Source organism: Anaerobiospirillum sp. NML120448, from assembly GCF_023050945.1.
GTDB lineage: Bacteria > Pseudomonadota > Gammaproteobacteria > Enterobacterales > Succinivibrionaceae > Anaerobiospirillum.
In genome coordinates, this window is sequence record NZ_JALKIM010000003.1 from 103618 (window position 1) to 117446 (window position 13829).

10 protein-coding genes are annotated in these 13829 nt (G+C 41.1%); 5 read left to right on the top strand and 5 right to left on the bottom strand.

Annotation, left to right across the window (positions count from 1 at the left end; genetic code table 11):
• Positions 1-145: 145 nt before the first annotated feature.
• From MXE38_RS01300 to MXE38_RS01310, 3 genes are all read left to right on the top strand, one after another.
• Positions 146-1540 (top strand): J domain-containing protein, encoded by a 1395-nt coding sequence (locus MXE38_RS01300; protein ID WP_246910289.1) that lies wholly within the window; start codon positions 146-148, stop codon positions 1538-1540.
• Between the two features lie 425 nt (positions 1541-1965).
• The gene (locus tag MXE38_RS01305; RefSeq protein WP_246910291.1) at positions 1966-3030 is read left to right on the top strand and encodes a methionine ABC transporter ATP-binding protein; all 1065 of its coding nucleotides are present in this window, start codon (positions 1966-1968) and stop codon (positions 3028-3030) included.
• Positions 3031-3049: 19 nt separating this feature from the next.
• Positions 3050-3691, top strand: coding sequence for a methionine ABC transporter permease (locus MXE38_RS01310; RefSeq protein ID WP_246910310.1), 642 nt, complete (start codon positions 3050-3052; stop codon positions 3689-3691).
• A gap of 655 nt (positions 3692-4346) precedes the next feature.
• Here MXE38_RS01310 and ilvD read toward each other — a convergent pair.
• The 4 genes from ilvD to MXE38_RS01330 form a co-directional block, all read right to left on the bottom strand.
• The gene (gene ilvD / locus MXE38_RS01315) at positions 4347-6185 is read right to left on the bottom strand and encodes a dihydroxy-acid dehydratase (protein WP_246910293.1); all 1839 of its coding nucleotides are present in this window, start codon (positions 6183-6185) and stop codon (positions 4347-4349) included.
• A gap of 97 nt (positions 6186-6282) precedes the next feature.
• Positions 6283-7218, bottom strand: coding sequence for a branched-chain amino acid transaminase (locus MXE38_RS01320; RefSeq protein WP_246910295.1), 936 nt, complete (start codon positions 7216-7218; stop codon positions 6283-6285).
• A 309-nt stretch (positions 7219-7527) separates the two neighbouring features.
• Positions 7528-8547 (bottom strand): bile acid:sodium symporter family protein, encoded by a 1020-nt coding sequence (locus MXE38_RS01325; RefSeq protein WP_246910297.1) that lies wholly within the window; start codon positions 8545-8547, stop codon positions 7528-7530.
• Entirely contained in the window at positions 8531-8710 is a 180-nt protein-coding gene (locus MXE38_RS01330) for a hypothetical protein (RefSeq protein ID WP_246910299.1), read from the bottom strand. The genes MXE38_RS01325 and MXE38_RS01330 overlap by 17 nt, the downstream gene beginning before the upstream one ends.
• 1065 nt (positions 8711-9775) lie before the next feature.
• Here MXE38_RS01330 and MXE38_RS01335 point away from each other — a divergent pair.
• Positions 9776-10387 (top strand): hypothetical protein, encoded by a 612-nt coding sequence (locus MXE38_RS01335; protein ID WP_246910301.1) that lies wholly within the window; start codon positions 9776-9778, stop codon positions 10385-10387.
• 243 nt (positions 10388-10630) lie between these two features.
• Here the strand turns inward: MXE38_RS01335 and MXE38_RS01340 are convergent, their stop codons facing one another.
• Positions 10631-11575 carry a hypothetical protein gene (locus tag MXE38_RS01340; protein ID WP_246910303.1) on the bottom strand — a complete coding sequence of 315 codons (945 nt, stop codon included), beginning with the start codon at positions 11573-11575 and terminating at the stop codon, positions 10631-10633.
• A 678-nt stretch (positions 11576-12253) separates the two neighbouring features.
• On the opposite strand from MXE38_RS01340, the gene MXE38_RS01345 reads away from it, so the two are divergent.
• Positions 12254-13477: a Gfo/Idh/MocA family oxidoreductase gene (locus tag MXE38_RS01345; RefSeq protein ID WP_246910305.1), complete on the top strand. Its 1224-nt coding sequence runs from the start codon at positions 12254-12256 to the stop codon at positions 13475-13477.
• Positions 13478-13829 lie beyond the last annotated feature (352 nt).

The following is a 13829-nucleotide window of genomic DNA, read 5'->3' on the forward strand; positions in this document are numbered from 1 at the left end:
GGTACACTTATATTGAGAGTTAACAAAGTTAAGTAAGCTATCAGGCATAAAGGTTCTTAAGAGTGAACCTAAGGCCCATACCCTAAGAGTAAGGAATAATAGTGTGATCAGAGCATTTTTAGTGCATTTGGGCAGGTTTTTTAGAATGCTGCTGTTATCAGCTTTTGTCTGCGTGCTGTTAATCCCTCTTGCTTTTAATATTTTAGAAATTATCTTTGGTCGTTTTGCTAAACAAGATAATGTCTACCTAATATGTGCTTTAATTTCTTTATTAGTAAGCGCTCTGTATACCTTTTGGCAGAAAGATAGAGTTAATTCTGATGAAGTGATTTTCTTTATGCGCAATCGCATGATCAAACAAGGACGTAGGTTTAATCACTTTATTGCTCTTAATGCCATATTAGTGGCTAAAGTTGGCAATTATGACCTTAATTTGCATATTAAAAAGTACAAAGAACAATTACAAAAAGAAGCGCAGCAACAAGAGGCCCAACAAAATCAGTCCCATGATGGCAGCTCCACCACTAATAGTAATGACAGCCTTGCTTTGATGGATCTCTACCAAGCTAGAGAAAGTACTAAACAATATGATGCCATACTTAGTAGCATCATGGCTCATAAAAGATTCCAGGGACAAGATGACTGGGAGAATAAGGCCAGAGCATTGGCTTATGGTGAGGCCTTGGCTTTTATTGAAAGTTTAATGAGCTCAGTTAGTGCTACTGATAAGCAACATAGCGCTATTGCCAAGGTTTACATTGCAACCCTCTTAGATAATCCTCAACTTGCCTATGAGCTCAATTATGTAAAAAAGATCAGCAAAAAATGTGGCCCATATTTGTGTGAGCTATTGTTCGTCTTGATGTTAAGAACGCTCATGAACGTCAATCCCTTTAAAATTGGCTATATCGATTATCGTGTGCTCTTAGAACATCCTACTGTTAAGAAGGTAGGTGCTATGCTCTTAGAAATAGACGAAGACTTAATTAATAGTAGCTATTACAATCGCTTTTTCTTTTTGCTCAATCAAGAGCAAGTACGTATTCGCCAAAAATGGATTAACTCTCACTACCAAGAGGCAGCTGCCTCAGCCTCGGCCTCTGCTTCTGCTGCAGGAGCGGGCGCTGATGCTGGCTCTAGCCAGGGCGCTAGCTCTAGCTCTAGCTCTAGCTCTAGTGATGGTTTTGAGCGGCAATATAGCTACTCTTATAGCTATAAAGATGGCTTTAGGGAAGGTGCAGGCGCAAGCGAAGGTGCGGGCGCTGGTGCGGGCGCAGGCGCTCAATTTAACCAAGATAATAGGGCTAATAATAATCAGCGCTATTTGTCTAAAAAAGAAAAGGCCTATATTACTTTAGGCTTAGATAGCTCTAGCACTATTGAGCAGGTGAAAAAACAATATCGCAAGTTGGCCTTTAAGTACCATCCTGACCATATTGCAGATTATGAGAGTTTTTCTCCTAGTCAAAAACAAGAGCTTAATGCGCAATTTCTAGCCATTGTTCAGGCTTATGAGATCATATTAAAAGACCAAGCATAAGAGCCTCAAGAGCTGTTTTGTAAAGCTTGTTTTATTAATTTTTAAGATGGGGGGACTGCTATCAATGCAAGTGCCTAAAATGGTGCAAAAATCTTACAGAGTATAAAGATTTGTGATAGAATGATAATCCCCCTCAAATTTGACTTCTTTATTGAGCTTGCGATAGCTCTAGTAGTGAAGTGCCATCTTTTCTTTTAGATGCTCTTAATGGGCAGCTATGCTTCTTTGCATTTAAAATCCTTATGCTTTTAGCTACTGATACTGAAATTTATACATCAGCCAAGCAAATAAGATATTTTTTACTATGTGGCTATTAGTCAGTAGCGTAAAGAGAGCTTATCAGGTTTTGTTGGATGATTTTTAAGGCTAAATAGAGAGCTTTAGAAATTGTGGATTAAAGGTTTAACACAGGAATTGTTCTTCAAGTGATCGAGCTTAAGAATATTGAGAAAGTGTACAATCAGGGCACCTCACGAGAGGTTAAGGCCTTGAAGAATATTTCACTTTCAATTGAACGTGGTGAGATCTTTGGTGTGATTGGTTTATCAGGTGCTGGTAAGTCCACCTTGATCCGTCACATCAATATGTTGGAGCGTCCAACCTCAGGTCAAGTTATCGTTGATGGTCAAGATTTGACCGCTATGAGCGAGTCTAAGTTACGTGCAGCTCGTAGCCATATTGGCATGATTTTCCAAAGCTTTAATTTGTTATCTTCAGCTACTGTTTCAGATAATATTGCTTTTCCTCTACGTTTAGAAGGCAAGATGACTGAGGATAAAATTAAAGAGCGTGTTGCTGAGCTTTTAAAATTAGTAGGTCTTGAAGATAAGGCCCAAATGTACCCAGCTCAACTCTCTGGTGGTCAAAAACAACGTGTGGGTATTGCCCGTGCTTTAGCCAATGATCCTAAAGTGTTGTTATGTGACGAGGCTACCTCTGCTTTAGATCCTAAGACTACTATGTCTATTTTAGAGTTGCTCATGCAATTGCGTGACAAGCTCAATTTAACCATTGTGATTATTACTCACCAAATGGAAGTGATCAAAGAGTGTTGCGACCGTGTAGCGGTAATCGATGGTGGCATCATTTCTGAGATGGGATCTACTTTACAGATCTTTACTGATCCTCAACAGCCTTTAACTAAGCGCTTGGTTAGTGCTGTGGTACGTCGTGGCTTGCCAGAGTTATTACGTCACACTGAAATTGTTGATCAATATACCGAAGGCTCTAAGGCTGTAGTAGAGCTCTTATTCTTAGGCCCTAAGGCTGATGCTCCTGTTATTGTAGAGGTTGCTACCTTATGCAAGGTTAAGATCAGTCTCTTAGGCGGTAGTATTGACCATATCAAAAAAGAGCCTTTTGGTCTCATGGTAGTAGAAGTTGGTGGCTCAAAAGCTGAAATTGAGCATGCCTTAGATGAGTTTAAGGCACGTATTCATAGAGTGGAGGTGTTAGGTTATGACCAGCGTAAGCAACTTTCTGACTTCTAATTGGGCCCAATACTCTAAAATGGCTACCTTATTATGGGATGCCACTTTACAGACCTTATACATGGTAGGTGCCTCCTCTGCAATTTCCATTGCTTTAGGCGTGCCTTTAGGCGTGCTCTTATTAGTAACCTCTAAGGGTTATTTCTTTGAGAATTTAGCTTTCTATCGTGTACTTGGTACTGTGGTTAATGCCTTACGCTCCATTCCATTTATTATTTTAATGGTGGCTATTAGCCCATTAACTAAGATGATTGTAGGCTCTTCTATTGGTACCACCGCTGTGATTGTACCTTTAGTAGTAGGTACTATTCCTTTTACTGGTCGTTTAGTTGAGACTAGCTTAAGAACAGTACCTCAGGGCTTAATTGAAGCGGCTACCTCTATGGGTGCTAGCCCTTGGCAAATCGTACGTAAAGTATTACTCCCAGAGGCTCTTCCTGAGTTAATTCAAAACTTTACCATCACAGTCATTGTTATTATTGGCTGTTCTGCTATGGCTGGTGCCATTGGTGGTGGTGGTCTAGGTGACGTAGCTATTCGTTATGGTTATATGCGTTTCCGCCTGGATATGATGATTGGAACTGTGGTGATCTTAATTCTCATGGTTCAAATCGTTCAATTTATCGGTGATTACTTAACCCGCAAGGTAGACCACCGCTAAAAATTCAAGGCCTCATAGCCAGTACTAACAGAGCCAGCCCATCTTAATACCAATAGATAGGCTGGCTCTTGTATTTTTAGAATTCATCTTTTTAAAAAAGCTACGCTCTTAAGCGCAGGCAAACAGGGCTCTAACAGCCATCAATTAACTTCTGTGCAACCACCTAAGCGCTACAAACTATCATGGCCCTTCAGCCAATCATGGCCAATAATGGCCATCCTGAGCGTTGTACGCATTCTGACTATAATGACCATGATTGCAAGAAACTAAATTGGGTGCAATCCAAGCCATTGGTAGCTTGAAAGGTAATGGTTGCTTGTGAGTTGTTAAGCTTGCATCTGTGCCTTGAGGGCTACAGCTTGTAATGGGTAGAGCTCAAATTTTGAGCTTGGAACTTTAAGCTATATTTTTTGTGTGTTAGCTTAGGTGAAATACTGATAGGAACAAGCTTTTCTTAGCTTGCACTTACCTTTGCATTGCAGTTGCGTGACGGTGGAGATAGGGCGATATCTTGCTTGAGTGTAGATGCAGAGAAGACTGGCGGTATATTTTGGGATGGCACAAACAAATAGCGCCGCCACTAAGTATTAGGGCAGCGCTATTGTTGGTTTCCTTAAAGTTAAACGCTAGGGGCGTTTAGCTTTTGGGGTGGTGATTAGCTAAGTTTGCTCAAATCACGGACACCGCCCTTGTCAGCAGAGGAGGCAAGAAGGGCATAGGTCTTGAGAGCTGTGGAAACTTCACGCTCACGCTTTTGTGGCTTAAAGGCATCCTTGCCTAATTCCTTCATGGCCTGACGACGCTTTTCAAGCTCGCTATCATCCACTGAGATTTGAATTTGACGGTTAGGGATGTCGATCTTAATAAAGTCGCCATTCTTTACTAAGGCAATATTACCCTCGTTAGCGGCCTCTGGAGAAACGTGGCCAATGGATAGACCTGAGGTACCACCAGAGAAACGACCATCAGTGATTAATGCGCAAGATTTACCTAAGCCCATAGATTTTAAGTAGGAAGTAGGGTAAAGCATTTCTTGCATGCCAGGGCCGCCCTTAGGGCCTTCATAACGAATAATGACTACATTACCAGCCTTAACCTGACCGCCTAAAATGCCCTCAACAGCCTCTTCTTGAGACTCATAAACAATGGCAGGGCCGACAAACTTTAAGATAGAGCTGTCAACGCCAGCAGTCTTAACAATGCAGCCATCTAAAGCTAAATTGCCATAAAGTACAGCTAAACCACCATCTTGGCTATAGGCATGTGCTAAATCACGAATACAGCCATTGGCACGGTCATTATCAGGCTCGTCATAGTACTTTTCTTGAGAGAAGGCTTCAATAGTACGTACATTACCAGGAGCGGCTAAATAGAACTTCTTAACCTCATCACAAGTGGTTTTATCAATAGCATAGCGAGCTAATTGCTCTTTTAAGGTCATTTGGAGCACAGTCTTACATGAGGTATTTAATAAGTTAGCCTTATCAAGCTCATTTAAAATGCTCATTACGCCGCCTGCACGGTGCACATCCTCAATGTGATATTGGTGGGTAGATGGAGCTACCTTACAAATATGAGGAACTTTACGGGAGAGTCGATCGATGTCGCTCATGGTAAAGTCTACTTGTGCTTCGTTGGCAACAGCTAATAAGTGTAATACTGTGTTGGTAGAACCACCCATAGCAATGTCTAAAGACATGGCATTTTCAAAAGCGGCTTTAGTAGCAATAGAGCGTGGTAAGACGCTATCATCGTCATGCTCATAATATTGCTTGGCTAACTTAACAATAAGCTCACCAGCCTTGGTAAAGAGGTCTTTACGCTTAGCATGAGTAGCCACAATAGTGCCATTGCCTGGTAAAGATAAACCTAAAGACTCAGTTAAGCAGTTCATGGAGTTGGCGGTAAACATACCAGAGCAGGAGCCGCAAGTTGGGCAAGCTGCGCTTTCAACTTCATTAATTTGCTCGTCACTAGCATGTGGATCGGCTGAAACCACCATAGCATCAATTAAGTCAAGCTTATCTTTGCCAGGTAATTTACCAGCTTCCATAGGGCCGCCAGAGACAAAAATGGTAGGAATGTTAAGACGCATAGCAGCCATTAACATACCTGGAGTAACTTTATCGCAGTTAGAAATACATACTAAGGCATCAGCTTTATGGGCATTACAAGAATACTCAACGCTATCGGCAATAATTTCTCTACTTGGAAGTGAGTAGAGCATACCGCTATGGCCCATAGCAATACCATCGTCAACAGCAATAGTATTAAATTCTTTGGCTACACCGCCTGCTTGTTCAATAGAGCGTGCTACTAATTGACCAATATCTTTTAAATGAACGTGACCTGGTACAAATTGAGTAAAGGAATTAGCAATAGCAATAATTGGCTTGCCAAAGTCCTCATCCTTCATTCCAGTTGCTTTCCATAAGGCACGTGCGCCTGCCATTTTCTTAGTTTCGTAAGTAACACTAGAGCGATATTTAGGCATGATGTTATTCCTAAGCAAAATAAGTCTTGAAAAGAAAAGGCCCCGTGAGGGGCCTTTTACAACCCGCCTTAAGCGGATTAAGGCTTAATTATTCTTATTATTTAACTGGAGTGAGCCAGCCCCACTTGTCTTCGAGCTTGCCTTGAACTAAGGCAAAGAAAGCATCTTGTAATTGCTTGGTGATAGGGCCACGGCAACCCTCACCAACATCAATACCATCAACAGAAGCAATAGGGGTAATTTCAGCAGCAGTACCAGTAAAGAAAGCTTCATCAGCTAAATAGCACATTTCACGCTGCAGCTTTTGCTCGTATACAGGGATATGTAATACTTCTTTAGCTAAAGTAATAATGGCGTTACGAGTAATGCCTGGGAGCAAGCCATTAGTAAATGGAGCTGTATAAATAGCACCATCTTTTACAAAGAATACATTCTCGCCAGAGCCTTCGGAAATAAAACCATCAGTGTCTAAAGCGATAGCTTCAACATAGCCATTTTGGTGAGCTTCATTGGAAATTAAGATAGAGCTCAAATAGTTACCAGCGGCCTTGGCCTCAGTAGGAATAGTGTTAGGAGCAAGACGGTTCCAAGAAGATACACCTACCTTAACACCCTTTTGAAGGCCTTCTTCACCTAAGTAAGCACCCCATGGCATAGCTGCTACCATAGCAGATGCTTGGGCACCCTCAGGAATACGTACACCAAGACCAATCTCGCCTAAGAAAATTAAAGGACGGATATAGCCAGACTCAAGGCCGTTATCGGCAATAACAGAGCGACATGCTTGCTTAATTTGCTCCTTGGTATAAGGAACAGGGAAGCGATAAATCTTGGCACTGTTAAATAAGCGGTCAATGTGCTCATCAAGGCGGAAAATGCATGGGCCCTTAGGAGTGGAGTAGGCACGAATACCCTCAAATACCGCAGTACCATAGTGGAGAGCATGGGATAAAACGTGAACCTTGGCATCTGCGTAATTTACTAACTGACCATTAAACCAGATATATTTGGTAGGGGTGTTATTGAGACTCATTTGAAACTCCTACAACTTATAGCTCTTGTTTGATTAAAAGAGCTTAACTTATAAGTTGTGTCTAATTAAGCCGAAAAAAATTAAAAAAACTGTAATTTAAGGTTACTAAAACTCAAAGTGAAAACTTGATATGACAACCTAAAAGGGATGGCCATTTAAATTAGATAGCATCTACTATGTAGACCTAATAGTCAGAAAAGTTTGGTTTTCTAAAGTGCTCTTGGGTAAAGAGCACTATCTCATACTACAAGGTTAATGGTAGCTAGTAAGGCTGTGATTTAAATAGCTCTTAATCTTATTAAGCCTGCTTTAAGCTTGGGCTGGATGCTCACTAGTACCGTTAGCGCTGTGAGCTTCTTCCTTAGCATCAGCTGCCACCGCAGCATCAGCCTCAGCTTCATCTTCGTCCTTCATATTGGCAAAAACAGTGGCTAAGATTGGGCCTGAGATGTTGTGCCATACTGAGAAAATAGCAGAAGGAACAGCAGAGAGCGGATTAAAGTGAGCCATAGCTAAGGCTACGCCTAAACCTGAGTTTTGCATGCCTACTTCAATAGCTAAAGCCTTACGCTTCTTTAAATCCATCTTAAAGATCTTGGCTAAAACATAGCCTAAAGCTAAACCTAAAGTGTTATGCAGTACTACTACAGCAAAAATTACTAAACCTGTACGAGCAATTTGATCACGGCTTACAGCAACAACAGCACAAACAATAGCAACAATGGCAAATACTGAAATTAAAGGTAATACAGGAACAGCATTACGTACTACTTTGCCAAAGAAAGTGTTAACCAAAACGCCAGCTACAATAGGTAAGACCATGATATAGAAAATGGAAATAAACATAGCCACAGGGTCAACTTGTACCCATTGCTTGGCAAAAACGTAAATTAAAGTTGGGGTTACAACTGGGGCCAGCACAGTAGTACAGGCTGAAATGGTGACACTCAATGGTACATCACCACGACCTAAGAAAGTCATGACATTTGAGGCAGTACCACCAGGGCAGCAGCCTACTAAAATAACGCCTACGGCAACCTCAGGAGACAACTGTAAAAGAATGCAAAGTAAATAAGCTAAAAGAGGCATAATAGCGAACTGACCCACGATGCCAATCAACACATCAAGTGGGCGCTTAATCACCTCAGAGAAGTCCTTAGCACGAAGAGTCAAACCCATGCCGAACATTACAATGCCAAGCAAAATGCTAATGTATGGGGCGAGGACTTTGAAAATCTCTGGAAGATAAAAAGCAATAATCGCAGCGGCAATAACCCAAAAAGCAAAGGTTTTGCCGAAAAACGCACTCAATTTAGCTAAAGTTTGCATGATGATCTCCTAAGCGCCATCCTTTAGCCATGGTTGCTGTCTCATGTGCATTAGAACCTTGATATGACTGATAATTGCGCTTCATATTAGCATTAGCAGCCATTGTCATAGAGCAACATGGACGATAACCAGGCATAAAAGACGCATTATTTTTAAATGACATCTTAAGCCTCGCTTATTGGGCCTTGCCCAACAAAGTGATTGGTTTAAAAGATAAGAAAAAATAGTCCGCCAATTAAGCTCACCTAAAGTAAGCATCATTGCAACAAAGTAGCACTTGCTGTATTGCGAGGTAGCTTCGTTTGTAAGCGGTAGATGCATTGTAATTGAGAATTTTTGTAAATCGTTTGCAGTGCACTACAATGCAGCAGTAAAAAAGCAATTCCCTATAATCTGCCATCTTATGCACTAAAAAGAATCACGCATGCCGCCCCAGTCCAGATTTTTAGCCCCTCAGAGCACTTTATTGGTACTAATAGACAGAGCGCCACCACAACAAATGCCCACCCAACCAAACTAGCACCCATCAAAGAAAAGCTTATGCTACAACAGGTGAAGCCCTATTATGAGTTAAGAGCAAAACCACCCCAGTGGCAATAAAACGCAATAGTGCCCATTTTGAATCAAACGCTCACCATAGGTGACTTATAGCCTTCGAACCTTCGGGCCTTCGATCTTTCTAACCTTTTCTCCTTTGAAAAAACGAAATTACTTTCACTAACATTTTGTGATAGAAATCGGCCTTTTGAGCACAAAAGCCCATATCAAGCGCAAACATCTTTTAGCTTTGCTAAACTCAAAGATAGTGTTAACTAACAAATTAATCTCCAGCGCAAGATTCAGGGCTAAAAGTAACAAGCACCAAGAGGTCAATAGACCAGAGCTTCGATTTAATCTAAAACATGTCAACCCTAGCCATTAGGGCCAAGACAGCCAAGGCCTATAAGCTCAGGCCTCCATTGCTATCAAGGCAAGTTATGGTCATCTATGAGGGCCAAGCCACAACCACCATGGTCTCTCAGGATAGTTAGGGCTAACCTTAGCCGCCATGGCCATGTTATGGTCATGCCCTGGCTGGCAAGGTTGCTATGGTATGGCAGCAAGGGCAGGCAAAACGAAGTGAATATAGTATGAGCAAGGCACAGTTGTTAGCCTAATTGGCTCTTGCCAGTCCACACGCAAACTTGCATATATTAGATTTAGTACCACTAGCACTAGTAGGTTAGATTTGAACTTACAAGCTTTCAAAATTAAAGGTGATGGTATGTTAGGTCGCATCTTTAGCAAAAGTTTTTGGATCAAAGTACTACTTTATTTGGCCACCGTAGGTATGGTAGTAAGCTGCGTGGCTTTTTATAAAGGACTAGAGGGATATAAAAGTGTGTGCCCTCAAGAGAACTATGTTGATAAAGGAGTGCATGAGTTTAGACCACTAAGAGTAGTCAGAACTAGTAATTCAGATGGTATCTATAATTCCAGTCGTAAAGCTCGTATGCGTGAGGAAAATAGTGCCAAATGGCTGGTAATTTATAGGGCAGTAGATAAGTCTGGCTATGGTTTTAAGCGCTCTTTTGGCATATCTAAGCTAAAAGCTCAAGAGGCGAAAAAGGAAGGTAATGTGAAAAGAAGAGTGTTGGAGGCCTATGACAGTCAAAACAAGAAGCATATCTACGTAGTAAAAGAGCATGAAAGTATAAGCACGCATTTTGATTCACAGGTTGCTTATTATTCTAGGCTTTTGACCCTGCCTCTTTTGTACTTACCGCTCTATCTTGTGCTACTGTTTTGGTATTTCAAGGTCTACAAACGCAAGCTAAAAGAATCCCAAAACCTATCATAAGGCTCACTAGAGTCAGTCAAAAACATGATCACAAAGCCCAAGCCCATACCCAGCATATGGCCTTGCTAAAGATAAAATGCCTTGGCTCTGGGCTTTGGCCATAAGCTGATGCTAGGATGAGCAAAGCCTTGCTGGGATAAGCCATGCAGGGCTGAGCTTAGCTAAGCTGCGCAGCGCTGCGCTGGACTAAAATTAACTTATCGTCGCTGGGCTTAGCTTGGCTGGGGAGCTTGCGCATAGCTTTTATGGGAACTTAAAAGGCTTATTGTTCTCTTCTAACTGGTAGTGGTATTGCTCTTGTTTGGGTGGATCAAAAGGAGAAAAAGAGCGACGCTCTACTACTGGTGCTACTTGTGGGGCAGCGCTCTTGGTTGGGAGTAGGCGTTGGTCTTTTGGCAATGGTTTTGGTAGAGCCTCAAGATATTTTAAAGCCACAGTATTAGGATTATTGGCTAATTGCTGAGCAAAAGTATCCTCAAACCACTTTTGAGGGCTTAAAGCAATGTCCTGATAGTCTAGTAATAAGGTTAGGGTAAAGTTATTAGTAAAATGGGAATTGATGGCTGAGTTAGAGGTTAAAAAGCCATAGAAAGTGCCTTTAGGATCAATAACTGCTGGAGGGTTTGAGGCAAATTGATTCCATGGGCAAACACGTGATTTGACGTTACCAAACTCAAATAAGGTATTCCAAATACTAAAGTCACCACGGCTAGAGCCATAAGGGCCTTTAGCATTCCATACCGAAATAGAATACTTAGGGTTGCAGTTTAAGCATCCTAGGAATTTATCTAATTGGGTACTGCCATAAATTAATAAAGGCAGATCGCCAGCGGCTACAATTTGCTCAATTTCTTTATTCTCAAGAGCAGGATTAGGCGCAATGCTGTTTTGGATTTGAGCCATGAATTCATTTTGCTCTTTAATAGCAGCTAATTCCTCAGCAGACAGTTCCTTTTGAGGCTTTTTAGGAGCTTGTGCCTGCTGTGGTTTTGCTACTTGTTCTGCTTTAGGGGGAGGGGTAGGGGCAGAGCTATAGCGAGGGCCTTCTAAAGTATAGCCATAACTTACAGGTGCAATAAACCATAGGCCTAAAGCTAAAGTACAAGCAAATAAAGAGTAATGATGTCGATTATTCAGTGTGAGCATATGAGCAAATGAATTAAAGTCAGCAAAGAGTCTGCGCAACACAGCAAAGCTCCTTTTGAAAACAAGACCAAGCTATGAATAAGATTAGGAGGTGTTAGCTAAAACATAGCAATAGTCTAATTAGCCTTGAAATAAAATAAGCTAATAGGGTCTGATCTTGGCCATGCCTATAGCTAGTGGTACATGGACTGTTGATGGCCAGTAATTAGCTATTGTAAAACAAAGCTTTAGCTTTTAGTTAATTTAGCCTAAAAAAGCCATCAAACAAAATTAAATAGTAGGTAAAACCTCTAAAGAGAGACAATAAGCACAGAGCTTTTGACGTAGATCGCAAAAGAGAGCTTTTACAAACTACATTTAAGAACTATTTTTTTGATATCTAGTCTAAAACAGCTAAAGGGTGCATATCTGTGAGATATCTTTTAGAAAAGCTAGCTGAATTTGTATAAGATGGTCTCTATCCCTTTTAGTGTATAATTTAGCGCCCCTGGTCTATTAATATACACAAAGTACTTGGGTTAAGAGCAAAGGTTAGCTTGCTTATTATTTTATTTGATTCTTTAGTTTGGGATTAAGCTTATTAGCAACTGCAATTTCTTAGATTAGATTTCTCTTAGCATTGTTCCTTGTACTTTGCCGCTAAGTAAGGTGCGATTGTTGTTTGGGGTTTGATCTTAGCTATTTTAGCTAAGTATGGGTATTTTTGTTTAAGGTTTTAAAATGGGTAAGTTACGCATTGCCTTGGTAGGCACTGGCAATATTGCCAAACATCATGTGGAAGCAATTTTGTCTTGCAACCAACAACTAGTAGGTGTTTGTAACCATAATATTGAAAAAGCTTTAAGCTTTATGAGCTCTTTTGCCTCACGAGAGGGAGTGGCTCCAGCGGTCTTACACGAAAGTGTTTTTGAAGATCTTGCTTTAATGTTAGATACTGTCAAGCCAGATTTACTTTATGTTACGACACCTCATCTAACTCACGTTGATATTGCCTGCATGGCCATTCGTCGTGGTATCCATTGCATCATTGAAAAGCCTTTAGATATTTCTTTAGCCAAGTCAGCATATTTACTTGAAGAGGCTCAACGTACCAAGGCTTTAGTTTCTGTAATTTCTCAAAGTCGCTTCTTTAGACCAACCGAGCGTATTAAGAATGCTATTGATGATGGTCGTATTGTACCTGCCTATGGCGTAGTTAATGTGCAAGCTTGGCGTGATGAGGATTACTATCGCTCCAATACCTGGAGAGGTACTTGGGCTCATGAGGGTGGTGGTGTATTAGTTAACCAATCAGTTCATGAGCTTGATCTGCTTTGCTATTTCTTAGGTAAAGTAGAGAGTGTTTATGGTATTTGGCGTAATGTAAACCATCCATATATTGAGGTGGATGATACTGCCCAAGCTATTGTTACTTTTGAGTCAGGCGCTACTGCTACCATTATAGTATCTAATAGCGTAAATCCAGCTCAGAGCGCTTATGTTCATATTGTAGGCACTAATGGTCATACTCTAGGCATTCAAACTCATGGTGGTGTAGAGGTTAATGCTGGTATGGCTCCTAGTTCTTTCCACCCATGCAATGATGTCTTTACTCTTGAGAGTGATGAGACCAATGCTGCTTTTGCTAAGAGTGACTACGAGGGCATTAGCGATGAGGAATTTTCCCATCACTTCTTTGCCGAGCAGTTAAAGGAAATGATTCACGCTATTGAAAACCAGCGTGATGGTATGAATATTAGATTGCGTAATTCTATTGAGAGTGCTCAGGGCTGTATGTTAATTGCCCAAGGTATTTACTTAAGCCAGCAATTAGGCCGTCCAGTAACTGCCAAAGAAATTCTCGACGAATCTATGGCTCAATTAGTAGCTCCTCACACTGCTCAATGCCAGCACCCATCCAAAGAGGAAGAGGCAGAGCCAGAGCCAGCAGCTGAACAAGAGTAATCTCTAACTAAAACAACTTTGGCCATAGCCTATAACTAGCAATTAGCACTTAGGCCATGGCAAACAAAACACCAGGGCAAGAGCACAAGCACTCTTGCCCTAATTTTTTCTCCATCCTCAAAGCAAAAGCCTCTTACTTCAAGCGCTTTAGCTTTGCCAATCTCTAAACCCTAAAGGCCCAATGCCTAAGGCCTAAAGACTCTCCCCAGTGGTTAAATTGAAAACCATAGCCCGGCATTATTGATAGGTATCGATTGGTGCTTAAAGAAAAACCTAAAAATTTAGTGTGAAAATTTGGATCGTTTTGATCCATTTTTTTGCCAAAATGTTGTATCTAGTAAAGTGATAAAAA